Origin of the sequence: Myxococcus sp. AM011 (assembly GCF_013372595.1) — a bacterium.
Classification (GTDB): Bacteria; Myxococcota; Myxococcia; order Myxococcales; family Myxococcaceae; genus Myxococcus; species Myxococcus eversor.
In genome coordinates this window covers 15994-39085 of record NZ_JABXEM010000078.1, presented here as the reverse complement: position 1 = coordinate 39085, position 23092 = coordinate 15994, and the positions used below count along the sequence as shown (strand labels likewise).

The window sequence follows — 23092 nt, the reverse complement described above, 5'->3', positions numbered from 1 at the left end:
CTCACGCAGCGTGGCGCGCCAGAATCCGGCTCGCTGCTGGACTCCGCGCGACCTGCAACATCCCTTCCCGGCAACCAGCGCGCTCGTCGCGACCGCGATCTCCATCAACCACTTCGCTCAGCAACAGCCAGGACGTCGACGTCGTCCGCGCGGACTTGAAGAAGTGGCTGACGGAGGTGGCCAACGTCCGGTGGCATGGGAAGACGGGCCGGCGCCCAGTGGACGTCTTCCGTGAGGAGGAGCGGCCCGCCCTGCGGCCCCTGCCCACCCGGCGCTTCACGCCTGTCGTCTGGAAGGCCACGCGCGTGCACCAGGATAGCCACGTCCTCTTCGACAGGCGCTTCTACTCAGTGCCCTGGCGCCTCGTCGGCAGCGACGTCTGGCTGCGCGTCACCGACGCCAGCCTCGAGGTGTACGCGGACGACGTGCGCGTCGCCACGCATGCCCGGCGCGGCACCGGCCTCTACACCACCCACGAGGAGCACCTTCCCCAGCACCGGGCAGACTTGCGTCACCGCAGTCGCGGCTACTGGGAGGGCCGGGCCGCCCGACTGGGAGACGAGGTGCTCACCTACGTGCGCGCCGTCTTCGACTCCGACGACGTGCTGTCGCAGCTGCGCGCCGTGCAGGCCATGGTGACTCACCTGGAAACCTTCCCGCCCGAGCGCGCCCGCGCCGCCGCCCGGCGCGCGCACTACTACGGCACGTACAGCTACGGGGGCCTCAAGAACCTGCTGCGCCAGGGGCTGGACTTGCAACCCCTGCCGCTGGCGCTCGCCGCCCCGGCGACGGCCTCTCTGACTCAGCCGCGCTTCGCACGCAGCGTGGCCGAGCTGCTGCACCACCCCGCCGTGCCCCAGGAGCCCGAAATTGAGTCCCACTGACGAGCTGATTCCCATGCTCAAGAAGCTGCGCCTGTCCGGTGTCCTCCAGTCCCTTCAACTGCGCACCCAGCAGGCCGTGGACGACAACCTCTCCCATTCCGAATTTCTCTACCGGCTGCTGAGCGACGAGGTGGAGCGCCGCGACTCCAAGCAACTTTCCCAGCGCGTGCGTCGCGCCTCCTTCGAGCACGCCAGGACACTCGAGGATTTCGACTTCCACTTCAACCCCAGCGTGCCCAAGGCCAAGGTGCTGGAGCTGGGCACATGCGGCTTCCTGGAGCGCCACGACAACGTGCTCGTCGTCGGCCCCACCGGTGTCGGCAAGTCCCACCTGGCCCAAGCTCTCGGTCACCGTGCTTGCCGTGCTGGCTACAGCACCCTCTACGTCGGCACCCACGAACTGCTCATGCAACTACGCGCCGCACGGGGCGACGGGAGCTATGAGAAGCGCCTGTTGCGCTTCACCTCGCCAGACTTGCTCATCATCGATGACCTCGGCCTTCGCGGGCTGACACAGGATGAGCCGGTGGACCGCTACGAGGTCGTCCGCCAGAGGTACGAGCGCAAAAGCACCGTCATCACCTCCAACCGGGCGATTGAAGAGTGGCCTCCGCTCTTCGGGGACCCGCTGATGGCCAGTGCCGCCATGGACAGGCTGCTCCACCACGCCCACGTCCTGGTCATCGAAGGCGACAGCTATCGCAATCCACCCCCTGCCCGGCGCCGCAAGCCCACTGCCGCGGAGGCACGTTAGACACCAGCGTGGATCCGCTTGGCCGACCCCAAACTCGTCAGCGCCGTGAACTCGAACAACGGCTCCCTGACGAACTCACCAGGGCGATCCGCTTGGCCGACCCTCACGCGGTCCATACCCCCGGTCCTTGACACCCAGCCCATGGTTGGCCACGGACACGTGGGGCAGTTCTTACTTCCCGGGGGAGGGGGCCTCGAGCTTCGGCCCCTCCACCTTGGGAGGCTCGACCTTGGGCGGTTCCACCTTCGGCGGTTCGACCTTGGGGGCCTCGCCGCCCTTGGAGGCGCGCTTCTTCTTCGGCGCGTCCGTGCGGATGCGGCTCTCCTCCAGCTCGATATCCACGCGCCCCGGGATGGGCGCATCCAGCAGCACCTGCCAGGCGCCATCCGGTGTGGTGAACAGGAAGGAGATGGCCAGCGGCGACTCCTCGGGAATCTTCACGCGCGTCTGCGTCTTCTCGCCGGGGTAGACGACGAGCGTCTCCACCACCGAGTCGTCCGGGTGGACCACGCGCTCGGCCACGTCGGCGTAGAACTCCGTCATGTAGCGCTGTGAGTCCACCGCGCGGACGACCATGTGCAGCGGCCGGCCCTGGTTCGTCCCGGGCGGCGACTTCACGTTGATGGTCAGGTGCGTGGGCGCGCAGGCCACGGTGCCCAGCGCGAGCGCCAGCATCACCAGCCACGGCCCCTTCGTGGCGTTCATCGCGTCACCTCCTGGAACAGCGTCCACGGCCCGCCCCGCATGCCGAAGCGCAGGCGGATCTCCGAGTGCTCCGAACCATCCGGACCCGGCAGCGGCCAGATGGCGTTGTGCTCGGCGTCGAACGTGGCCGCGTCCAGGATGCGGAAGCAGTTCCACGACGAGCGCGACAGCTCCGTCGAGCGATAGCGCTTGCCCTCGCGGCCCGGCACACGCAGCTCCACTCCGACGGACGCCGACCGGGGCTCCCACCACGCCAGCGCGAAGTCCTGCCACGCGGGCGTCTGGTTGAATCCGAAGGCCGCCGCCGCGCCGCACTTCAGGAACGACATTGTGACGAAGCCGTTCTCTCCCGAGGGAGGCAGCGGCAGCGGGCGCACCTGGAGCAGCAGCGGCTGCGGCTTGCCCTCGTCGTTCCAGAGCAGCTTCGCCAGCTTCGCCAGCCGCCCGAGCATCGCCAGCATGCGCGGCGGGACGGAGAGCTGCTGACGCAGGGAGCGGCGCAGCATCCACTCCGTGCCGCGCTCCTCCACCACCGGTGAGAGCACCTGGTTCACGAACTGCCAGAAGGCGCCGTCCTTGCGCTTGAGCACCTCCAGCTCCGTGGGGTCCAGCTCCTGGCTCGCCTCCACGGCGAACGGGTAGCGGCGCAACAGCGGCGTGAGCAGGGTGCGGTAGCGCCACTCCCACTGCTCCTCCAGCACGCGCTCCAGCTCGGCACGGCCCAGCTCGCGCGTCATCAGGAACGGCTCGCGGAACGGCCGGCGCAGCTCGCCGAGGATGCCCTGCTTGTCCAGCCACGCATCCACGCGGCGCAGGTAGGAGCCTTCCTCGTCCAGCAGCATCGACAGTCCCACGCGGCCCAGCGGCGAGAGCAGGTCGGTCAGCTGCCGGCCGCCCTCCTCGGAGGTCGCGGGTGCTTCCTCGCCACCGGTGCGCAGCGACGCGGGGACGACGGTGCGCTCACCCAGCACCGGCGCCGCGTTGAAGCCCGACACCTCCGTGTGCAGCTGCGACACCAGCAGCAGATAGGCGGCGAGCTGCGCCGTCTGCCCGTCCTTGTCCGGCGTCATGAGCTGCACAATCGGCCGGAACGCGGACAGCTCCTGGCGCAGCGGCTCGTAGTACGGCCCCTCCATGGGGCCGATTCCCGCGCCCGTCGCCACCTCGCGCAGCATCGACACCAGCTCCGACGTCGGCTGCGTCACCGCCGACAGCTCCGAGGCCAGCGACGTCGTCAGCGCGGTGAAGCGGTAGTCGCGGTACTTCACCAAGAGGTCCTGCCGGTAGCGCTGCCCGAAGTTGGAGACCTTCTTCAGCACGTATCCCTGGCGCTGAGCGGCCTCCGCCCGCGACAGCTTGGAGTCCGTCATGCGGATGGTGAACTCGTCCACCAGCGGGCGGATGTCCGTCTCGAACGTCAGCCACTCCGAGCCCTGGCGCGAGGGCAGGGCGTCCACGCGGCCCATGTCCATCGCGTCATCCATGGCCATGCCCATCCCCATCTCCGACGCGGACGCCACCGCGCCCGGCGGCAGGCGCACCGTCTGCCGTTGGAAGGGCCGCTGGCCCTGCTCCATCTGCCGCAGCAGCTTGTCCAACAGCACGCGCGACAGCTCCTTCGGACGGAACTCGAAGGACTGTTGCAGCACCCGGACCTCCAGGCGCGAATCGCCGTTGGTGGGCACGAAGAGGCCTCCGGTGCGCGTCAGCAGCTCCGCGGTGGACATCTCCGCGGCGGCCTTGATGCCCGCGTCGATCTCCTCTTCCATCCGCAGCACCGCGGCCAGCATCGGCTCGTGCTCGCGGTGCCAGTCAATCGAGTCGAGCGTGCTCTCCACTCCCTTGAGGGTCGCCTGGCTCTCCGGCGAGCCCGAGGCGTCCAACAGCGCGAGCATCTTGCGCGCGGACGTGTACGCGACACTCTGGGCCAACGTGACTTGGAGCCGCTGGCGCTCACTGGCCAGCACCCGCCACTGCTCCAGGTCCAGCTCGCTGGCGCCCAGCACCAACTGGAGCCGCTGCAGATGGTCCCGCCACGGACCCAGGTAGCTCTCCTCCGTCAGCCACTCGTAGGGCCAGCGCATCCACGGCAACTGTCCCTGCGACTGCATGCCCGCGCGCCACGCCTGGTCGCTGGAGATGATGTAGTCGCCCACCACCTCCTCGCGCAGCTTGGTGGCCTGCATCCAGTTGGACTCCTTCTCGGAGGCGTTCGTGCCGACGAAGGCCAGCGATTCCGACGCCCAGTTCCAGCGCTTGCGGTACTGCACGTTCAGCCCGGAGAGGACGAAGCGGCCCATGTCGTCGCCGCGAGACGCGCGCGTCACCGCCAGCAGGTGCAGCATCTGCTCCGGGCGGCACAGCGTCTCGCGCTCGCAGCGCTCGTCCGCGTGCGTCGGCGCCCAGCGCGAGCGGTTGCCCACCAGCTCCGCCGGCGCGCAGCCAGGGATGAGCGTGCCGCAGCGCTGGCACTGCTCCTGGCAGCTCTCCAGGAGCGGCTTGAGGTACGACAGCCGCACGGTGTTGGCGAGCTGGTTCCTGAGCACCTCCTGCTCGTCGAGGAAGCTGTGGCTCAAGAGCGGGAAGTAGCGCGCCGCGGCCAGCAGCGTGTCCATGGACTGCATCGCGCCCTGGCCCTTGTCCACCACCACTTCGCCCGAGGCCGTCAGGTGCTGCTGCCCCAGCCGCTGCACCGTCGCGTCGAAGTCCGCCATGTGCCGCTGGGCTTCTTCCAGCTTCTTGTAGAAGTTCCCGTAGGCCGCGAGGACGGGTAGGCAGCCCACCGCGAGCAGCAGCGCGCAGCGGCTCAGGTGCTTGCCCCGATAGCGCGCGCGCAGCTCGATGTTCCGCTTCTCCGGGGCGATGGCGAACACGCCCGTGGAGCGCGCCTCCGGCATGGGCGACGACAGGTACACCCGCGACAGCTCCGGGCGGTACGACAGCGTGCCGCCTTCCCACAGCCCGGTGACGAAGCGCGAGAGCGCCGCGAAGGACTCTCCACCGCGCGCGTAGAACTCCTCCAGCCGGCTGAAGGCCTCCACCGACAGCGACACGAGGCCGAGCGCGAAGTACTGCTCCATCGGCTGGAGCCCCGCGGCCAGCTTCGCCTCCTCACCCGGCGGCGGCACGTCCCAGTGCAGCGGGATGCCGTGGTCTCTCAGGAGCTTGGCGAAGTCCGGGAAGCCCACCATCGCGTCCATGTGCGTCAGGCACAGCCGCGTCTCCACGGAGCCCTTGCACACCTCGGAGAGCAGGTTGATCTTCCCGCGAATCAACTGGATGACCCGGCGCACTTCGTCCGGCGGCGTCTCCGCGAGCCAGCGTGCGTCCAGCGCGATGGCGACCCGGCCCTTCTGCCTCCGGAAGCTCGACTCCCACAGGCGGCGCAGCGCGCGGCGCGCCTCCTGGGTGTCATCCTCCAGCAGGGACGCGGACACCTCCTGCACGATTTTGTCGGGCCCGAGGAAGATCTGGAGCAGCGGGTCCGACGTGAAGCTGGGCATGAACTGCCGCTCCTGCCTCCGCCAGTCCACCTCCAGGTCGATGAGCGTCGTCTTGCCAGCGCCCGCCGGGCCGAACACCACCACCGTGGGGAAGTCCATCACCGCCACGCGGTAGCGCCACGGCAGCGCGCTCAGGAACTGCTTGCGGATGCGCACCAGCGCGTTCGCGTCCAGCTTCCTGCGCGGCTCCACCTGCGGCGCGGCGCGGCGCCGCTTGCGCCACCACCACACCAGGCCCACGACGAGGGCCACGGCGAGCAGCACCGCCAGCCCTATCAACACCCACGTCAGATAGGGCTTCGCTGCTTCCACTGTCGCTGGACTCGCGTTCGCGGCCGCGCTCGCGGCCGTTGCGACAGGGGTCTTCTCGCCCGCCATGACTCAATCCCTCTTCCCGCCCGCTTTCGCGCGGGCCGCGAGCTGGAGTCCTTCGAGGACATCCTCCAGTCGCTCCAATGTCGCCTCCAGTTGCACACCCCATGCCTCCCGCTCCTTCGGGGAGAGCCGGGCGCCGCCGGGACCGGGTTCCAGGGCTTTTGCCCCCTCACGAAGCACGTCCAGCAGGGGGCGGGTGCCCTCCGCGAGGCTTCCCAGGGACGAGGTGACGACCTGCTCCAGCCGCTCCACCAGCTCGGCCATGGCCTTCCGGGACGCGCTCGCGTCCATTCGCGACGCGGGGGGCGGCGGATTCACGGGGCGGGCCTCAGTTGGACAGGTGCCACAGCAGCACGGGGACCACGACGATGATGGACATCGTCACGGCATAGTAGCGCCAGGGGAAGTCGTAGAGGGTGGGCGGGGGGCCCAGGTCCTCGGCGGTGACCTCCGGCGCCACGGCCTCCGGCCGGGGAATGCGGGCCACCAGCTGCTCGCGGTAGTCGCGCAGCCGGGCGGGGTGCCCCACGTGCCGGCCCACGAAGCCCGCGGTGAGGCAGAAGTGCAGCATCTCGAAGAGCAGGGACGGCGTGTCCTGCTTGCGCAGGCCCGCGTCGGCCAGGTCGAAGAAGAGGTCGCCGCCGGAATCCACGCCGAAGGCCTTGAGCTGCAACAGCGGCCAGTGCTGCGCGTCATCGTTCGCCAGCCTGCCGAGCACCTTCTCGTCCACGAGGAAGGCGAAGGGCTGGAGCACCTGCTCCACGTCGTCGGAGCGCAGCGCCTCTCCCAGGTGGATGCGCAACTGCTCCAGCTCGAAGAGCAGGCCGCGCGACATGGAATCCATGGCGCCCGGGGACAGCCGCTCGCGCAGCGCGGAGTCCAGGCCCGGCGAGCCCAGCTCGCGCTCGAGCAGCTCTTCCACGTGTCGATAGGCCAGGAGGATGGCTTTCCAGTGCGACATCTTCATGTCAGGAGGCTCCCGGAAGGACGAGGGGACCGGCTCCGGCGATGGTCGCTCGCAGCTCCACCGTCGCTTCGTTGTTCCACACGTCCAGCAATTCCCGTACCCGCGTCAGGAAGCACACCACCAGGGGCTCGTAGCCTTCCTCGAAGGGCTCCAGCACCACCTCGTACACGTGGCGCAGGCCCGAGCCCTGCCGGGCGCTGTCCGGCACGCGCGACACGCTCAGCTCCCGGAGGAGCGGCAGGACGCGGCGGAAGGGGCCCTCGCCCGGCGTGCCCAGGTGCTCCAGCACCGCGCGCAGCTCCTCCAGCCCCAGCGTGGGCTGGGCCTTCCAGGCCAACAGCTGGGTGAGGGCGGTCAGGTCATCGCGCAGCGGGCTTTCCTTGTCCGGCTGGAGCTGGCCCACCAGCCGCCAGTCCAGGCCTTCGATATGGCGCCCCGGGATGCCCACGGTGAGCCGGCCCAGGGCTTCCGAGGCGAAGCGCGGCTGATGCCACAGCGCCTCCACCAGCAGCTTGCGGGGCGAGGAGAAGGCCTCCGGCATGCGCAGCACCAGGTGCGGCGAGGGCCCGTGCTGGGTGGGGACCTCCTCCACCTCGTAGCCGGGCCCCTTGCCGGGCAGGTGGGCGGGCCTGAGCGGGGCCAGGCCCGACTTCGTCATCTCGTACACGCCCGTCACCGAGTGCAGCGCCAGCTCCCGCGCCGCGCTCATGTTGCGGATGGGGTGCTCGGAGCGCGTGCCGTCCGTGGTGATGACCTGGGCGGGCTCCGCGCGCAGGTTCTCCACCGGCACCGCGAAGGGAATCAGGAAGTCCGGCCGCAGCGAGCGGCCCACGGTCCACTCCTGGGCCAGGTCGAAGCAGAGGCTGAAGCGCCGCCAGGCGCCGCGCGTGGGGGGCACCGCGACGTGGAGGAACAGCTCCGTCTCCGGGAAGAGGAAGAACGAGCGCAGCCGCTGGAGCGGGTGGGCGAACGTCGCCGAGTCATCCGGCGCCGGCGGCTCCCGGTCGAACGACACCTCGCACTTCGCGCCCGTGGAGTGCTCGTCCGCCAGCTCGCCATACACCACGCTGACGTCGCGCAGGTGCTTGCGCAGCGAGTGGAACACCGCCAGGGACGGCAGGTACTCGTCCAGGTGGCGCACGTGCAGGCTCAACGTCTCCACCGCGTCCGCGCGCTCGTGGCGCGACTCGAAGTGGAGGATGAGCCGGTGGCCGCCGCGCACCAGGGGGCGCACCTGCGTGGACTCCAGGGTGACGGGCAGCACGCGCAAGTCGCGCTGAAGCCGGAAGACGCCGGGCTCTCCCTCGGTGGGCGACAGGCGCAGCTCCGTGCCGCGCGGCAGGAGCACCGGCTCGCCCATCTTCCCCGCGGGCATCGCCTGGACGACGGCGCGCGTGGGCAGCGGCTCCAGCAGGAAGTCGAAGAAGCCCGCGAACAGGCGCCGCCACGTGGAGCGCAGGTTGTGCAGCGTCGCCTGCCGCGTCTGCACGGAGAAGAACGCCATCGCCTCGATGAGGCGGCGCACGTCCGGGTCCTCGCGCTCCAGCGGGGCGGCGGGGTAGCGCTCGTGGAAGCGCTGACGGAAGCGCTCCAGCGAGGCCATCTCCTCGAGGAAGTCCTGGTGCAGCCGGTCCTTGGTGCCGCTCATCGGGTGTACTCCCTCAACCCAGCTTCACCAGCGCGCCGGACACGCTGGTGATTCCGGAGGCCTTGAGGTTGGCCATGCCCTGGGCTTCCAGGTCAAGCGCGGCCTGGCCCGACACCTTCACGTTCAGCCCGCTCATGGACGCGTCCGTCGCCCCCGACAGCTTCAGCGTGAGGCCGTCCACCTTGGCCTCGCCGCCGGTCGCCTGCATGGACGCCGTCATGCCCTTCATCGCCAGCGCCTGCGTGGCCTCCACGTTGATCTTCGCGGAGGAGGACAGGCTGGCGTCCTGCGTGGCGCTCTGCGTGAGCTTCGCCGACGAGGTGAAGGTCATGTCCTTCGTGCTCTCCACCGTCAACGTGTCCTGGCTCTTCCAGTCGGACGTCTTGGAGGACAGGAGGGTGATGGTCTCCGCGTCCACCTTGAAGTCCTTGACGGTGACGACGATGCTGTCCGCCTTCTGGACGATGGTGCTGGTGTCCGTCTGGCCCGCCACCTTGAGGGTGATGCTGGTGCCGTCCATGGTCACCGTCTGGACGATCTGCCCTTCGGCATTGTCCACCGTGACGGTGATGCCCTTCTGCTTGTCCAACTCGATGGTGCAGACCAGCGTTCCCATGGTTCCTTCACGCCTCCGAAGCGCGCCTACGCGGGCTCTTCCTTCACCCGGATGGTCAGCGTCCCCTCCTTGATTTCGATGCGGGCCGTGTCCTTGGCGTTGGTCCTCTGCAAGAGGAAGACCGGCTTGCCCTCCGCATAGGAGTGCCGCATGGAGGTGCCGTTTTCGGGCGTCTTGCCCACCAGCAGATGCGTGCCCTGGCCGTCCGCGGGCATACGCGCAGTGTCACGCCAGTCCAGGAAGCGCTTGAGCCAGGCCTTCTGGAAGTCCAGCCCCACCAGCACCCGCTCCCCCTTGTAGGCCGGGAAGTAGAAGTGTCCGGGCAGGAGGTTCGGGTTGAACGGGAGGGTGACGATTTGATTCGCCCAGAGGGGAATCTTGACCTTGTAGCCGTCCTGCGACGTGGCCGAGTCGGTGTACGCCTGCCACGTCTCGTGCGGCTCGTCGCCCGCTTCGCTGACGATGAGACCCTCCACGTAGCGGGGCCAGGTGGGCGGGGCGTACGCGGGCAGCTCCACCCAGGTCTCCGCCTGGGGCTCCAGCACGGTGTGCATGGAGAAGTCGAAGCCGGTGTTCTTGGCCAGGTGCTCCGCGTCCGGTGAGGACGCGAGCGCGTCCCCTCGCAACGCGATGGAGCGCACCCGGAACGTCTGCCCCGCGCCCAGCCCCGCCGCGGCCCAGGCCTGCGTCGTAGGCAGCTTCACCAGCATCCCCGGCGTCAGCGCGGTGGCGGGGAAGCGCTTCCACGTCAGGTCGACCTCCATGCCGCGAAGCTTGAGCCGGGCGGTCTCCAGCGTCACCCGCGCGTCCACCTCCGTGGTGATGGGCGTGCGCACGAGCACGTCCTGGCGGATGCCGGTGACGGCGCGCTCCTGGGTGATGGGCCTCGTGGCGGGCCCTTCCGCCACCGCGTTGAGCACATTCACGTCGTGGCGCGCCACCTCGGGGAAGCGCAGCGCCACCCGGTCCATCTCCGGACCCACCAGTTGCACGGGCGTGCCCGTCGCCGCCTTGGCCGTGGACAGCGCGTACTTCGCCGCCGCGTAGTCGTACGCAAGCACGCCGTTGCGCGTGTCCACGTACCAGACGAGGAAGTCGTAGAAGCTGACGCCCTCCTCCGGCGTGAGGCCCAGGAACAGCTGCGGGCACGCGGTGTCCAGGCCCGCGCTCCAGTCGTAGTTGAAGGTGATGTGCGAGCCCTTGTGGGCGTCCAGCACGTCCTTCATCGACTTCTGCGTGTACAGGATGCAGGGGAAGTGCTGGCTCCAGAGAAGCTGCGCGGCGTCCTGGAACGTCACCCCGTAGCGGCGGTGGAGCAGGGGCGAGCCGGGCTCGGGCGCGGAGGCCATCTCCACCAGGGAGCGGTCGGAGACCAGGCCCTTCACCTTGAGAGACGTGAGCGCCGGCTGCTTCGCCGTATCGGTGTACGTGCCCTTGATTTCGAGCTGGACCTCCATCAGGTCCTGCTCCAGGAACGCGGCCTTGAGCGGGTCCGTCTCCAGGCCTCCCGCGGACGTGTTGTCCGCGAGGTCGAACTCCACGCGGCCCTCGAAGCCCCAGGGCCGCAGCTCCAGCGCGAAGGACTTCACGTCGCCCGCGGGGATGGCGTGCGCGGTGCCACCCGCCGTCAGGGTGACGGACACCACCAGCCTGTCGTTGAAGCCGCTGGACTTCATGGCTCCTCCTCCACGCGCACATGGGCACTGAGGGTGTCGAAGCGCAGCTTCAGCTTGCGGCGCTCGCCGGCCACGATTCCCGTGAGGCCGAAGTGCAGCCACAGCCCCGCGTCGCGCCCGCGCAGCGTCAACTCCACGTCCGACAGGCGCGGCTCGTACCGGGCAATCTCGTCGCGCAGCTCGCCGGTGAGCGACTCCACCAGCTCGCGCGTGCCGTACTTCTCCGTGTACTCGCCCAGGCCGAAGTCGCGGCGGAAGAATCCATACCCGGCCTTGGTGTTCAGCACGGCCTCCAGGTTGCGCAGCACGTGCTCCAGCTCATTGGAGCCCTTGCGGCTCGGGGCGCGGCTGTCGCCACGGACGGCGAACTTGTCCAGGAACGATGCGCGGCCCATGTCAGGACCTGCGCCAGAAGAGGGACACCTGGGCGCCCTGGAGCGCCGGGGTGGCGTAGAAGGCCAGGCCGTCCTCGCGCAGCGCGAACTGCCACTCCTCGCCCTGGGCCAGCTTGTACCAGTCAATCTCCGGGCCCAGCGCGTGCGGGAAGGACGGGTGGGCCACGTACTCGAAGGTGATGCCCTTGAGGGCCATGCGGCGCACCGTGGCCAGGCGCGAGGGCCCCGCCAGCTTCACGCCGTCCATCGGCAGCGGCTCGCCGGCCAGGCGGCGCTGGACGAGCAGGTACAACTCGCCGCTCTCCCGGACCTCGGGCGGCAGCGGGGTGAAGATGAACTGGCCATCGCGCGCATCGAAGGCGCGGTGCGTGGCGCGGGTGGCCTCCGGCTGGAGCGCGCGCGTGAGCAGCTCCACCCAGCGGCCGAACCCCTTGCCCGGGGCCTCGTGCTGGTAGGTGGGCAGCGACTTGTCGGGCATCAGCTCAAGATAGCAGCACGCCTCGAAGTACAGGCGGCGCAGCGAATCGAAGAAGACATACGGGTGCGGGGAGACATGGCGGTGCATGTCCTCCAACAGGGCTTGCAGCCGCTGCACCTCGCACAGCGCGCGCCGGGCATTGCTGAGCCGGTCCGTGCGCAGGTAGCTGTCGGAGAGCCGGGCGATGAGCTGCAGCCGCGACTGCTCCAGGAGCGCCTCCAGCCGCTCCAAGAGGGCCCCGAGGAACGGGTGGGGGCCGACCAGCAGCAGCGGAGGAACCAGGTCCTCCGCCAGCCGCCACACGCCCTCGGTGTCCCTTCGGAAGACGGCCAGGGGGAGCGTGTCCTTCGCTCCGTCCAGGACCGGCTCCGCGGAGAGGCGAAGCCGACGCATCACCCGCTCCACCACCGGCGGGTCCTCCGCGTACAGCCTCACGCTCTGCGCGTTCGTCGTGTCCCCCATGACGTGCAGGTAGACGGTGGCCTCCGCGCGGCCCGTGCCCTCCAGCGAGAAGGGCGGCAGGACCGCGTTGCCGGGCACGTCCACCACGAAGCCAGCCGGGGTCACCGCCGTCATCGTCGAGACGGACAGGCTTCCACCGGCCAGCAACGGCTCGCTCCAGGCCATGGCCGCCACGCCGTAACCCGGCGTGCCAGACAGCGAGGCATGGAGGCGGACCTGTGCCTCCAGCGACTCATCCTGGGCCTCGAAATGCTCCGGAAGCAGCGTCTGGCCGACGTGCCACCGGACCCGTGCGAGCTTGAAGGGGGGCATGTTGTGCTCGTGTGGCGGCGGGGGCCTACGCCGTCTCCGTGACGCCCCACTTCTTGACGATGTTCTTCGAGGACGCCGCCGCGACGTTGATGGACTGCTCAATCGTCTTGGGCTTCACGCCAATCTGGAACGTGAAGTTCTTGGGAGACTGCACCTCGCGCGACTCGTTGTCAGCCACCGCGATGTTCAGCCGGTCCCCGTTCTTCTCCAGGAGGCCGTTGAGGTCCGCGTCCACGAAGTTGGACTTGAAGTACTTCTTCGCGATGGGGTCGTACTCGTAGATGACGTACTTCATCACCACTTCGATGTTGGAGAAAGTCCCCAGGAGCATCGAGGCGATGGACTGCTTGTTCGTCGTGGAGATCTGCGCGGAGAGGTACAGCGCGTCGGTGGCGCCCGTCTCCCACAGGTAGCTGCTCAGCACGCCCACGCACTTGGAGGCCAGGACCTTGTCCGGCTGCTCCGGGTCATAGATGGTCTCCTGGTCCGCCGCCAGGGCGATGCCGCCCACGGTGATGGAGGTGATGAAGCCCACGGGGGTCTGCTTGTCCTTCTTGAAGTTGAAGCCCTGGTAGACGTCCAGGTCACGTGCGAATGAAGGCATGACTCACTCCTGAGATGGTTGGGGGTTTGAGTACAGCGAAGCGGAACTAGCCGAGCCGGGACTCGAGCATCAGCTCCACGTTGAGGCCTTCGAACTGGATGTGCGGCAGGACGGCGACCTTGCAGTCGTACCAGCCGATTTCCCCAGTGCGCTGCTCCACCACCACGCTGGTGGCCTTGAACGGGAACCGGCGGACCGTGAGGTCATCCGGGCTGGCCACCGTCGTGACGTAGCCCGCCAGCCACGCGTCGAGCTGACGCTGGATGTAGGGCGCATCGGCGGTGCTGCCGATGTTGTCGCGCATGATGCACTTCACGTAGTGCGCCAGGCGGGTGATGGAGAACGTGTAGGCCAGGTTGGTGACGAGCTGCGAGTTCTCGGAGTCCTTCGGGTCCTTGAAGCGCTTGGCGACCTTCGCGGACTGGGTGCTGAAGAACGTCGCCTCGCTGGAGCCCTTCTTGTACACGAGCGGCATGAAGCCGCACCGGGCGAACTCGTACTCGCGGAAGTCCGGGATGGCGATCTCCACGGGCGCCTTGAGCTCCTCCTGGCCGCGCAGGAAGAACGTGTCCACCGGCAGGCCGGTGAGCAGACCGCCGCCCTTGGGGCCGCGGATGGACTGGCACCAGCCGGAGTTCTCGAACGCCTTCACCATGTTGCGGGCGAAGAGGATGGACGAGTTGCCCCAGAGGTACTTGTTGGAGTCACCCTGCGAATCCTCCGTGAAGTGGAGGTCGTCGCACGGGTTCTTGTCCGGATGCCAGGGCAGGCGCAGCACGTAGCGCGGGAACGTCAGGCCCAGGTACGCGGCCTCCTCGCTGTTGCGCAGCTCGTTCCACTTGCCGTAGCGCGGGTGGGCGAGCGCGCCCTCCAGGTCCTTGATGGCCTCCATCTCCTCGACCTTGTCGCAGCCGAAGAACTTGGGGCTGACGGCGGCGATGAAGGGGCAGTGCGACGCGTTGGCCACCTTGCCCATCTGCGTCAGCCACTTGATGTCGCCCGGCGTGGAGGAGAAGTCGTACAGGCCAATCATGGCGCCGAAGGGCTGGCCGCCGTACTGGTCGTACTCCTGGATGTAGACCTTGTTGAACAGCGACCCGGCGAACACGTCCGCGGAGTTGTTCTCGAAGTCCTGGGCCAGCTCGTCCTGCGCGGCGTCCAGCAGGTCGATGGCGATGTTCGCCTTGAAGTTGGTGTTGGAGACCAGGTCCTCCAGGCCCCGCCACGCCGACTCCATCTTCTGGAAGCGCTCGTGGTGGAGGATCTCGTTCATCTGGTCGTTGATCATCGCGTCGATGCGGTCGACGACGGCCAGCACCTGGCCCTTGTCGAAGCGCAGCGCGTCGCCCGAGTCCGTCGTCGCCGGCGGCACGTTCTGCACGAGCGCGGCGAGCGAGGACATGAAGCGCGCCTCGATGGTGACTTCCTTCTCATCGAGGGCGGGGACGAACTTCTCGGAGATCATCGGCTTGGCGTCCACGGGACGCTCCAGCCGCACGCTCTTGAACAACCCGGGCAGAATAGAGGTTTCAGCCATGACGGTTACCTTTGTGGAAATGGTGTGGACGAAAGCGGGCTTATGAGGTCACGGTCGCGTTCGCGGGGACGGTGGCCGGCGCGGTGGCGGGAGCGGTGGTCGCCGCGGCGCCCGGAGTCGCGGGCGAGGCGTTCGCGGGAATCGCCTTGGGCAGCTTCAGCGACTCGTAGTCCTTGAGCTCCGCGAGGACGGCCTTGAGGGCCTCCTTGTTGGAGAACAGCTCGTAGACCATGTTGCGCAGCGCCTTCTGGTTGTCGATGCTGGACTGCATCTCCAGCAGCAGCTTCTTGAGCAGCCGCAGCGCCTTGAGCTTGGGGACGTGGTTGACGATTTCGTCCGGGTGGAACGACTTCATCTTGGTGATGGGCAGCTCGACGTTGAGGTCGGCTTCCACGTCCGGGTTGATGCGGTTGGGCACCTGGAAGTTCACGGACATCTTCATGTCCGCCATCAGCTCGTTCAGGTTGCGGCCGTTGACCGAGCGCAGCTTGCGCGCGTCGAGGTCCACCTTCCGGTCCTCGGAGGAGCCGAGCGAGAAGTCTCCCAGCATCAGCATGCGCAGCGGCAGGTCGACCGCCTCCTGCTCGCCATTGATGGTGGTCCGGTACGTGAGCGTGATGCGCGACTTGGGCAGTTGTTCCTGGATTGACATGGCTACGTTACTCCCTCGGGTGGAAGGCCTTTCTGCGACCCGGCGGGACGCGCCGGGGTCCTGCGTCACTGCGGAGGCGGTGAGGTCGGCGTGGTGTCACCGGAGAACAGGACCACCTGCCGCGACTGCTCGGGTCCGCCGATGATGGGCTCGTAGCCCAGGTGACTGGAGTCCTCGACGCGGGCGTGGCCGTGCTGGTCCCTGATGACCAGCACCACGGTGAGGAACACCGGTGTATCGATGAGGTGGGGCAACACGCGCGAGCGCAGCCGGCGTCGCGCTTCAATGGCCCATGCAGTGCCGGTGCCACTGAAGGACTCGCTCATGTGCAGCCAGGCCTCCAGGCCGCCGGTGGGCACGGTGGCGAAGCCGCCCATGGAGGTGCCGTCGCCCAGGGCCGCGCCGCCCAGTTGGATTCCGCGCGTGTCGATGCGCTGGCGGCGGGTGGCGCGACGCACGCGGACCTCCGCCTCCGGGTACGCGTGGGAGAACAGCCAGTGGAGCGTGGAGGGGCAGGCGGGACGCAAGAGGCGCAGGCGGTGCGCGGCGGAGCCTTCCCAGCCCGGCAACAGCGAGCCGTCGCGCTCCGGGAAGAGGCCGGCGAAGCGGGCGCGCAGGAGCAGGTGGTCGAAGTAGCCCAGGAAGCTCTCCATCGTGTCGTGGTCCAGCGACTCCATCGCCTTGAGGAAGAAGGAGGGCAGGGGCGACTGGACGCTGAGCAGTCCCAGGTTGACGGTGATGATGGCGCGGCGCGGGTCGCGGGCGAACTCGACGGAGTGGACGAGCTGGGGGGCGTGGACGGTGCCCCGGTGGCTGCGCAGCTCCAGGTCATCCGGGCCGTAGCCCTCCTTGGAGAGCAGCTCCAGCAGCGCGGGGATGTCGAACTCGTGGGCGCGCTCGGCGATGCGCGCTTCGATGGAGGGCGCTCCGAGGGCCGGGGTGGAGGAGGTGGGCGTGAGGTCGTGCATGGCGTCAGTCCTCCTCTCCGGAGTTCAGCGGGGGCTGGCCGAGGAACGCGTCCAGGTCCACCCGGTAGAGCTGCTCCAGCGCGCGCATGGGCAGCGAGTCAGCCTCTTGCAGGAATGGCTCCAGGCCGCGCGCGTGTCCGCTCAGGCCGGCGTAGAAGCGGGTGAAGAGCGAGGGCAGGTACACGCGCGGGTCGAACCGCTCCACCGTGGCCAGCACGTCCGCGGCAATCACGCCCGCCTTGGTCATCTCTCCTTGCGCGAGCAGCGCGTCGAAGGCCTCCAGCTTGCGCAGCAGCAGCGCGAGCGGCGGGGAGACGGGGACGACGGGCCCCACGGGCGCGGCCGGCTCGGCGCGGGGCGCGGGCTTGTGCGCGGGCGCGTTGTCGCGAGCGGGCGCGGTCTCCGCCACCGGCTCGGGCGCGAGCGCGAGCGCGGGCGGCGCGGGCGGGGGAAGGACATCCAGGTGACGCCTCAGCCAGAGGCCGAGGTTGCGCATGGGCTCCTCGCAGCCGTTCTTGGGCAGGGAGGGCAGCGCGGTGAGGATGGGCTCGGAGAGCAGCAGGGCTTCTTCGATGGGCGCGCGGTTGTCGGCCTCGCACCAGCGCCGCCACGTGGCGTCCTGCTTCTTCTCGTTGTGCGCCAGGTGCTTGTTCATCGAGCGGAGCAACCAACGCAGCCCGCTCTCCAGGAAGATGTCGCGCTTGGCCTCCGGGCCGAACGCGGCGCGGCTGGTGGTGAGGACCAGGAGGATGGAGCGGAAGAGGCCCGGCATCGCGAGCAGGCCCTGCTCCTGGAAGGCACCGAAGAGGTAGGCGCCGACGAGCCGCGTGTCGCGCTGGCCCTCGCGTAGCAGGACCTCCGCGCCGCGAGCCGCAGTGGCGTAGTCGCCGCTGGCGACGGCCTCCGTGACGGCCTCCACGCGGGTGTCGGGCTCTTCGGCTGTCGCCGGGAGGGGAGGCTCGCCCTCGAGGGGCTTCTCCAGGAAGGTGCCGTCGAAGGGCGGCAGGTTGAGGGCCGCGTCAGCCATCGATGACCTTCATCTGTCCGGGGGAGACGATCTGGATGACGCCGCCGTACGAGCACATCAGCTTGGAGTTGCTCTCCAGCGCGGGCGCGTTGCCGAGCATCAGCTTGGGGCAGCCGGGCACCCAGGGCGCCGCGGTGGCGGGGATGCAGGGCATGGGGGTGAGGACACCGAGCGCCGCCGCCGTGGCCGCGGCCACCATGGGGTTGGAGAGCGACTGGCACATCCCGAAGGGGGGGATGTTCACCAGGGGCTTGTTGTCGAGGACGTTCGCCGCGGGCGTCGGGCCCATCACCTTGTTGGTGGGCAGCACGACCAGCGACGAGGGGGCGACGCCGAAACTGCACTGCAGCATCGCTCCCATGACGACCTGGGCTCCCATGCGAGCACCTCGTGGGCGTCGTGGGTTCCGGGATGGAACGTCTGACGCTGGACCCGGCCATTGCGTGGCGCGTGCCAGCGTTCAATTCCACCCGCTTCCCCCTGGAGCGGGTCGAGGGAGGGGGGCCGGGTCGGCCAGGACGCGTCGCCAGGGAACGCGGGCGCGTCCGCCGCGTACGCGCGCTAACGCGAGCCGGAGCGCTCGTCGTCGCCGGGGCCCCGGACGCTCTCGCGAGCGCGGCCCCTCAGCGCGGTAAGCGCCTGGAACACCGGATCCGAGGACTTCTGGTGAAGCGCGCCGGTGAGGTACTGGGAGCGGCACCAGGCCTCATTGACCTGTCCGTCCTTCGTCCGGTGGGGAAGGAGCGGGAACAGCTCGATTCGGTCCGGGAGGTGCTCGGCGCCCAGGCGCAGCTCCAGTCGGCGGCGTATCTCCAGGCGACGGTTGCCCGCTTCCTGGGTGAAGCGCTCCGCGTCCTCGGCTCCGGTGAAGACGAGCAGGACGTGGGGTGTGTGCTGCGCGCTGCCGCCCGACGCGGCGGTGCTGACGCAGGCCCCCTGGCAGAAGGGCAGGTCGGCGAGCGCGTCGACGACTTCGGCCGCGGGGTAGATGCGGCCGTCGCGGCGCACGTCGCGCGTTCCCGCATACAGGAATTGCTCGCGCTGGCGCGTGAGGATGACGTGGCCGGGGGGCCGGTCCTTGTCCGGCAGTTGCGTGAAGACGCCCACGTCGCCCGCGGCCTCCTGCCCGCTCAGGTTGAGGTCCTTCAGCGTCCAGGCGCGTCCCGGCGCGGGGGCGATGGCCGCGTTCAGCTCGCCGACGCGGCGGGGCGACGCGAGCACCACGCCGCCCTCCGAGGCGTCGATGAGCACCAGCGCGTGGGGCACCTTGGTCAGCTCCGACTGCCGCACCCACTCCCGCCAGGCCTCCCAGTCATGGAGGGCATCGACGGAGCGGAACCAGTGCCCCACGCTCTTGAGCGACCCGCCGCGGACGCGCGTCAGCACTTCACGGAGGGCGGGAGAGACGCCGAGCGCTCGTGGAGGATGCTCGAGGAGCAGGCCGGGGGCGCGCTCCAGGTCCGCGGGCTCCAGGTGGACGAAGGTGGCGCCCCGCAGCAGCGACGCGAAGAGGAGCGCGGGCTGGTGCTGGAGGAAGTGGAGGCCGGGCGCGGCGAGCACGTCGCCCGAGGCCAGGCCGTAGGCGAGCAGTCCGTCGCACAGCGCGCCGGTCCACGCGCGCTCGGCGCTGAGGGGCACGGGAGAATCCGGCGGGTCGACGCGCGGCGAGAAGAGCAGGGCCACCGTGTCGGCGGGGCGGTACGTGTGGGAGGCGAACGACGGCGCCGCGTCTCCCCGGGAGCGCAGCAGGAGCGGCTCGAAGCCCTTGATGAGCGGCGACTGGTGGGCCTCCGCGGAGATGTGCTGGGGCTCCAGCTTGGAGAGCCTGCGCGACAGGAAGAGGGGCCCGGTGGGCGGCAGGACGCTGATGCACGCGCCCAGCTTCAGCGAGGCCATGAGCGAGACGAGCAGCTCCTGCCCCAGCGGATGGACGAGAGCGACCTTCGCGCCCGGCTTGACGCCCTGGGCGGCCCACTCCGTGGCGCGGCGTGACGCACGGTCGGCCAGCTCGCGGTAGCCCAGGGCCTGCCAGCCTCGCGTGGCGTCCCAGGCGCGGAAGGCGGGCGCGGTGGAGTCGGCGTGGCGGACGACCAGATCATGGAAGAAGTCGTGGTGCTGGCCCGGGCGGCTCTTCGGCGCGGGGCCGCCGCGTCCCGCGTGGTGGGTGGCGAGCGCGGCGATGAAGCCCTCGGAGTCACTCCAGCTCTCCCGCAGCCAGGTGGGGAGCCCTCCGTCGGAGGTGGCGTCGGTGGGGCGGAGGATTTCCCGGAGGTCGAAGGGCATGGTGGCTTTCTCCCGCTGAGTCTATCCGACGGGGGGACGGGTGCGTCCGCCTCCGACAGCAAGAGTCGGGCCGGTAGGAGCCCGGACGCTCGTGGGCCAGCCGGGTGGGACGATGTCGGGGCTCCGGGCTCAAGGCTCAAAAACCCCGGGCTCGAGGCTCGGGGATAACCACTACGTCGACGCCAATCCCTTGCACGGTCAACACTCATGACGCGGGTGTGCTTGACACGGATTGCAAAGGCTTTCGTTGGCTGGGATTGAATTGAGTGAAGGGGATGGGCCTATGCTGCCCCGCATGATCATCGCCATTCCCCGTGAAACGGTGCCGGGCGAAAGGCGGATCGCGCTCGTGGCGGAGAGCGTGAAACGCCTCGTCGGCAAGAAGCACGAAGTGGTGGTCGAAAGCGGTGCGGGCCAGGGCGCGGAGTGTTCCGACGACGAGCTGCGGGCAGCGGGTGCCCGCGTCGAGTCGAGCGTCGAGGCCCTCTACGCCGCCGCCGACCTGCTGCTCAAGATTCAGCCGCCGGACGAGGCGGAGCTGGGTCGGCTCAAGGCGGACTCGGTGCTGGTGAGCCTGGCGTATCCGCTGGCGAATCCGGCGCTGGCGCGAGAGCTGGCGAAGCGGCGGGTGACGCTCCTGGCCACGGACATGATTCCGCGCACGACGCTGGCGCAGATGATGGATGTGCTCAGCTCGCAGGCGACGATTGCCGGCTATCGCGCGGTGTTGCTGGCGGCGGAGGCGCTGCCCCGACTGTTCCCGATGTTGATGACGGCGGCTGGCACCATTCCTCCCGCGAAGGTGCTGGTGCTGGGCGCGGGCGTGGCGGGCCTGCAGGCCATCGCCACGGCGCGGCGGCTGGGCGCGGTGGTGGAGGCGTACGACGTGCGCAAGGTGGTGAAGGAACAGGTGGAGAGCCTGGGCGCGCGCTTCGTCAACATCGACATCGCGGACGCGGCGGGCTCCGGCGGCTACGCGAAGGAGCTGGGCGAGGAGGCCAGGCGCAAGCAGGCGGAGGTGCTGGCGACGCACGTGGCGAAGTCAGACGTCGTCATCACCACGGCGCTGGTGCCGGGGCGACGCGCGCCGGTGCTCCTGCCCGCGGAGATGGTGCGGCGGATGAAGAGCGGCTCGGTGGTGGTGGACATCGCGGCGGAGCAGGGCGGCAACTGCGAGCTGACCCGCGCGGGCGAGCGCTACCGCACGGAGACGGGCGTCACCGTCATCGGCGAGCGCAACCTGCCCAGTCAAGTGTCGGTGCATGCGAGCGCCATGTACTCGCGCAACATGGAGAAGCTGCTCGCGCACGTCACCGACAAGGACGGCGTGCTCAAGCTGGATGTCGCGGATGAAATCGTGAAGGGAATGCTCATCACCCGGGGCGGGGACGTGGTCCACCCGGCCGTCGCGGACATGGCCATGGCGGACCTGGCCAGGAGAGAGGGCTGACATATGTCGCTGACGCTCATTTTCGGCCTCTACGTCTTCTTCCTGGCGGCCTTCACGGGCTACCAGGTCATCTCCAAGGTGCCGCACCTCTTGCACACGCCGCTGATGGCCTTCACCAACGCCATCTCTGGAATCTCCCTGGTGGGCTCGCTGCTCGCGGCGGGTGGGCACTACGGGACGGTGTCCACGATGCTCGGCGCGGTGGCGGTGCTGGCGGCCACCATCAACGTCGTGGGCGGCTTCCTCATCACCGACCGCATGCTTCGGATGTTCAAGAAGAAGGGCGGCGCGCGATGACCCTCTCCCTCACCGAGACGTTCGTCCAGTTGCTGTACCTGGGCGCCTCCATCCTCTTCGTGCTCGGCCTGAAGGATTTGGGCGACGCGCAGACGGCCCGGCGGGGCGTGCTGCTCGCGGAGATCGGCATGGTGGCCGCCGTCGCGGGCACGCTGCTGTACGGCGTGGGCGTGACGCAGGTCATCGTGCGGTGGGAGTGGATTATCGTCGCGCTGCTCATCGGCTCCGCGGTGGGCACGGGCATGGGCTTGTGGATTCCCATGACGAAGATGCCCGAGCGCATCGCGCTCTCGCATGCCTTCGGTGGCCTGGCGGTGGGGCTCGTCGGCGTCGTCGAGTACCTGCAGCACGGCGGCCCCCACATGACGACGCTGCAGATCACCGCCACGGGCCTGGAGGTCGCGCTCGGCGCGTTGACCTTCACCGGAAGCATCATGGCCTTCGGCAAGCTCCAGGGCTTCATCACCGGCCGGCCCGTCACGTACCCGGGGCAGAACCTCTCCAACATGCTGATGATTGTCGGCACGCTGGGGTTGATTGGGCTGCTCGTCTATTCGCCCGACGCGTCGTGGGCCTTCTATTCCGTCGCGGCGCTGGGCGTGCTGCTCGGGGTGTTGCTGGTGCTGCCCATCGGCGGCGCGGACATGCCGGTGGTCATCTGTCTGCTCAACTCGTATGCGGGCCTGGCGGCGGCGGCCACGGGCTTCGCGCTGGGCAACAACGTCCTCATCATTTGCGGCGCGCTGGACGGCTTCTCCGGCTTCCTCCTGGGCATGATGATGTCCAAGGCGATGAACCGCTCGTTCGCCAACGTGCTCTTCGGCGCGTTCGGCGCGGCGCCGGAGGCCAAGGCCGTCACGGAGGGCGCGGCGCCGTCGGGTCCCGCTCCCAACGTGGGCAGCGTGGAGGAGGCCGCCGAGGTGCTGCGCGCGGCCCGCTCCGTCATCGTCGTTCCGGGCTACGGCATGGCCGTGTCGCAGGCGCAGCACGCGGTGCGGGATTTGGCCAATGTCCTCCAGGCCAACGGCTGCGACGTGCGCTACGCCATCCATCCGGTGGCCGGACGGATGCCGGGGCACATGAACGTGCTGCTGGCCGAAGCGAACGTCCCGTATGACCACCTGTTTGATTTGGACGTCATCAACGACGACTTCACCGCCACGGACGTCGCGCTGGTGGTGGGCGCCAACGACGTCGTCAATCCGGCGGCGCGCTCCAACCAGAGCAGCCCCATCTACGGCATGCCCATCCTCTCCGCGGACATGGCGAAGACGTGCGTGGTGCTCAAGCGCTCGCTCAACCCGGGCTTCGCCGGCATCGAGAACGAGCTCTTCGTTCGCTCCAACACAATGATGGTGCTGGGGGACGCGAAGAAGACGCTGATGCAGTTCACCGCCGCCTTGAGGGAATAGAGCGACTCTGACCCAGGCGCGGTTGAAGGCATTTCACCGCACCCGTGTGCTGATGTGCGGAGGTGTGCCGATTCATCCGGAATGGGG

The 23092-nt window shown here is 69.1% G+C and carries 21 protein-coding genes; 5 read left to right on the top strand and 16 right to left on the bottom strand.

Annotated features, from left to right (window positions below; all coding sequences use genetic code 11):
* Positions 1–155: 155 nt before the first annotated feature.
* Both HUW62_RS18235 and istB read left to right on the top strand, forming a co-directional pair.
* Positions 156–884, top strand: a complete 729-nt coding sequence (locus HUW62_RS18235) for a hypothetical protein (RefSeq protein ID WP_176435133.1) — start codon at positions 156–158, stop codon at positions 882–884.
* Positions 871–1638 carry an IS21-like element helper ATPase IstB gene (istB, locus tag HUW62_RS18230; protein WP_176435132.1) on the top strand — a complete coding sequence of 256 codons (768 nt, stop codon included), beginning with the start codon at positions 871–873 and terminating at the stop codon, positions 1636–1638. Before HUW62_RS18235 ends, istB begins: the two co-directional genes overlap by 14 nt.
* A gap of 171 nt (positions 1639–1809) precedes the next feature.
* Here istB and HUW62_RS18225 read toward each other — a convergent pair whose 3' ends face one another.
* The 16 genes from HUW62_RS18225 to HUW62_RS18150 all read right to left on the bottom strand — a co-directional run bounded on the left by HUW62_RS18225 (position 1810) and on the right by HUW62_RS18150 (position 19846).
* A complete protein-coding gene (locus HUW62_RS18225; protein WP_163865859.1) occupies positions 1810–2343 on the bottom strand; it encodes a hypothetical protein in 534 nt (177 codons plus the stop codon).
* The gene (locus HUW62_RS18220) at positions 2340–6224 is read right to left on the bottom strand and encodes a type VI secretion IcmF C-terminal domain-containing protein (RefSeq protein ID WP_163865858.1); all 3885 of its coding nucleotides are present in this window, start codon (positions 6222–6224) and stop codon (positions 2340–2342) included. Before HUW62_RS18220 ends, HUW62_RS18225 begins: the two co-directional genes overlap by 4 nt.
* A 3-nt stretch (positions 6225–6227) precedes the next feature.
* Complete coding sequence (locus tag HUW62_RS18215) at positions 6228–6539, bottom strand: hypothetical protein (RefSeq protein ID WP_240356374.1); 312 nt, start codon at positions 6537–6539, stop codon at positions 6228–6230.
* A gap of 10 nt (positions 6540–6549) precedes the next feature.
* The gene (locus HUW62_RS18210; protein ID WP_163865857.1) at positions 6550–7188 is read right to left on the bottom strand and encodes a DotU family type IV/VI secretion system protein; all 639 of its coding nucleotides are present in this window, start codon (positions 7186–7188) and stop codon (positions 6550–6552) included.
* Between the two features lies 1 nt (position 7189).
* Entirely contained in the window at positions 7190–8836 is a 1647-nt protein-coding gene (locus HUW62_RS18205; protein ID WP_163865856.1) for a type VI secretion system baseplate subunit TssF, read from the bottom strand.
* 13 nt (positions 8837–8849) lie between these two features.
* On the bottom strand, positions 8850–9452 hold the full coding sequence (locus tag HUW62_RS18200) for a hypothetical protein (protein WP_163865855.1): 603 nt from the start codon (positions 9450–9452) through the stop codon (positions 8850–8852).
* Positions 9453–9478: 26 nt separating this feature from the next.
* Positions 9479–11128: a hypothetical protein gene (locus tag HUW62_RS18195; RefSeq protein WP_176435131.1), complete on the bottom strand. Its 1650-nt coding sequence runs from the start codon at positions 11126–11128 to the stop codon at positions 9479–9481.
* Entirely contained in the window at positions 11125–11523 is a 399-nt protein-coding gene (locus tag HUW62_RS18190) for a GPW/gp25 family protein (RefSeq protein ID WP_163865853.1), read from the bottom strand. Before HUW62_RS18190 ends, HUW62_RS18195 begins: the two co-directional genes overlap by 4 nt.
* Before the next feature lies 1 nt (position 11524).
* Positions 11525–12775, bottom strand: coding sequence for a type VI secretion system baseplate subunit TssK (tssK, locus tag HUW62_RS18185; RefSeq protein ID WP_163865852.1), 1251 nt, complete (start codon positions 12773–12775; stop codon positions 11525–11527).
* 25 nt (positions 12776–12800) lie between these two features.
* Complete coding sequence (locus tag HUW62_RS18180) at positions 12801–13379, bottom strand: hypothetical protein (protein ID WP_163865851.1); 579 nt, start codon at positions 13377–13379, stop codon at positions 12801–12803.
* Between the two features lie 46 nt (positions 13380–13425).
* Positions 13426–14916, bottom strand: coding sequence for a type VI secretion system contractile sheath large subunit (gene tssC, locus HUW62_RS18175; RefSeq protein ID WP_163865850.1), 1491 nt, complete (start codon positions 14914–14916; stop codon positions 13426–13428).
* A 40-nt stretch (positions 14917–14956) separates the two neighbouring features.
* Positions 14957–15568, bottom strand: coding sequence for a type VI secretion system contractile sheath small subunit (tssB, locus tag HUW62_RS18170; RefSeq protein WP_163865849.1), 612 nt, complete (start codon positions 15566–15568; stop codon positions 14957–14959).
* A gap of 65 nt (positions 15569–15633) precedes the next feature.
* On the bottom strand, positions 15634–16536 hold the full coding sequence (locus HUW62_RS18165) for a hypothetical protein (protein WP_163865848.1): 903 nt from the start codon (positions 16534–16536) through the stop codon (positions 15634–15636).
* A gap of 4 nt (positions 16537–16540) precedes the next feature.
* A complete protein-coding gene (locus tag HUW62_RS18160; protein WP_163865847.1) occupies positions 16541–17563 on the bottom strand; it encodes a type VI secretion system protein IglI family protein in 1023 nt (340 codons plus the stop codon).
* Positions 17556–17942: a DUF4280 domain-containing protein gene (locus HUW62_RS18155; RefSeq protein WP_163865846.1), complete on the bottom strand. Its 387-nt coding sequence runs from the start codon at positions 17940–17942 to the stop codon at positions 17556–17558. The genes HUW62_RS18160 and HUW62_RS18155 overlap by 8 nt, the downstream gene beginning before the upstream one ends.
* Positions 17943–18124: 182 nt before the next feature.
* Positions 18125–19846 carry an AMP-binding protein gene (locus tag HUW62_RS18150; RefSeq protein WP_176435130.1) on the bottom strand — a complete coding sequence of 574 codons (1722 nt, stop codon included), beginning with the start codon at positions 19844–19846 and terminating at the stop codon, positions 18125–18127.
* Between the two features lie 283 nt (positions 19847–20129).
* Between HUW62_RS18150 and HUW62_RS18145 the strand changes: the two genes are divergently transcribed.
* From HUW62_RS18145 to HUW62_RS18135, 3 genes are read left to right on the top strand one after another with little or no spacing between them, the layout of a single operon-like run.
* A complete protein-coding gene (locus HUW62_RS18145) occupies positions 20130–21296 on the top strand; it encodes a Re/Si-specific NAD(P)(+) transhydrogenase subunit alpha (RefSeq protein ID WP_240356373.1) in 1167 nt (388 codons plus the stop codon).
* 3 nt (positions 21297–21299) lie between these two features.
* A complete protein-coding gene (locus HUW62_RS18140) occupies positions 21300–21593 on the top strand; it encodes an NAD(P) transhydrogenase subunit alpha (RefSeq protein ID WP_141646315.1) in 294 nt (97 codons plus the stop codon).
* Positions 21590–23005 carry an NAD(P)(+) transhydrogenase (Re/Si-specific) subunit beta gene (locus HUW62_RS18135; protein ID WP_176435129.1) on the top strand — a complete coding sequence of 472 codons (1416 nt, stop codon included), beginning with the start codon at positions 21590–21592 and terminating at the stop codon, positions 23003–23005. The genes HUW62_RS18140 and HUW62_RS18135 overlap by 4 nt, the downstream gene beginning before the upstream one ends.
* Positions 23006–23092: the final 87 nt, after the last annotated feature.

Excerpts from the sequence above, each read along its gene's own strand:
- HUW62_RS18225 (WP_163865859.1), bottom strand. The coding sequence starts at position 2,343 with ATGAACGCCACGAAGGGGCCGTGGCTGGTGATGCTGGCGCTCGCGCTG.
- HUW62_RS18220 (WP_163865858.1), bottom strand. The coding sequence starts at position 6,224 with ATGGCGGGCGAGAAGACCCCTGTCGCAACGGCCGCGAGCGCGGCCGCG.
- HUW62_RS18210 (WP_163865857.1), bottom strand. The coding sequence starts at position 7,188 with ATGAAGATGTCGCACTGGAAAGCCATCCTCCTGGCCTATCGACACGTG.
- HUW62_RS18205 (WP_163865856.1), bottom strand. The coding sequence starts at position 8,836 with ATGAGCGGCACCAAGGACCGGCTGCACCAGGACTTCCTCGAGGAGATG.
- HUW62_RS18200 (WP_163865855.1), bottom strand. The coding sequence starts at position 9,452 with ATGGGAACGCTGGTCTGCACCATCGAGTTGGACAAGCAGAAGGGCATC.
- HUW62_RS18195 (WP_176435131.1), bottom strand. The coding sequence starts at position 11,128 with ATGAAGTCCAGCGGCTTCAACGACAGGCTGGTGGTGTCCGTCACCCTG.
- HUW62_RS18190 (WP_163865853.1), bottom strand. The coding sequence starts at position 11,523 with ATGGGCCGCGCATCGTTCCTGGACAAGTTCGCCGTCCGTGGCGACAGC.
- tssK (WP_163865852.1), bottom strand. The coding sequence starts at position 12,775 with ATGCCCCCCTTCAAGCTCGCACGGGTCCGGTGGCACGTCGGCCAGACG.
- HUW62_RS18180 (WP_163865851.1), bottom strand. The coding sequence starts at position 13,379 with ATGCCTTCATTCGCACGTGACCTGGACGTCTACCAGGGCTTCAACTTC.
- tssC (WP_163865850.1), bottom strand. The coding sequence starts at position 14,916 with ATGGCTGAAACCTCTATTCTGCCCGGGTTGTTCAAGAGCGTGCGGCTG.
- tssB (WP_163865849.1), bottom strand. The coding sequence starts at position 15,568 with ATGTCAATCCAGGAACAACTGCCCAAGTCGCGCATCACGCTCACGTAC.
- HUW62_RS18165 (WP_163865848.1), bottom strand. The coding sequence starts at position 16,536 with ATGCACGACCTCACGCCCACCTCCTCCACCCCGGCCCTCGGAGCGCCC.
- HUW62_RS18160 (WP_163865847.1), bottom strand. The coding sequence starts at position 17,563 with ATGGCTGACGCGGCCCTCAACCTGCCGCCCTTCGACGGCACCTTCCTG.
- HUW62_RS18155 (WP_163865846.1), bottom strand. The coding sequence starts at position 17,942 with ATGGGAGCCCAGGTCGTCATGGGAGCGATGCTGCAGTGCAGTTTCGGC.
- HUW62_RS18150 (WP_176435130.1), bottom strand. The coding sequence starts at position 19,846 with ATGCCCTTCGACCTCCGGGAAATCCTCCGCCCCACCGACGCCACCTCC.
- HUW62_RS18145 (WP_240356373.1), top strand. The coding sequence starts at position 20,130 with ATGCTGCCCCGCATGATCATCGCCATTCCCCGTGAAACGGTGCCGGGC.
- HUW62_RS18140 (WP_141646315.1), top strand. The coding sequence starts at position 21,300 with ATGTCGCTGACGCTCATTTTCGGCCTCTACGTCTTCTTCCTGGCGGCC.
- HUW62_RS18135 (WP_176435129.1), top strand. The coding sequence starts at position 21,590 with ATGACCCTCTCCCTCACCGAGACGTTCGTCCAGTTGCTGTACCTGGGC.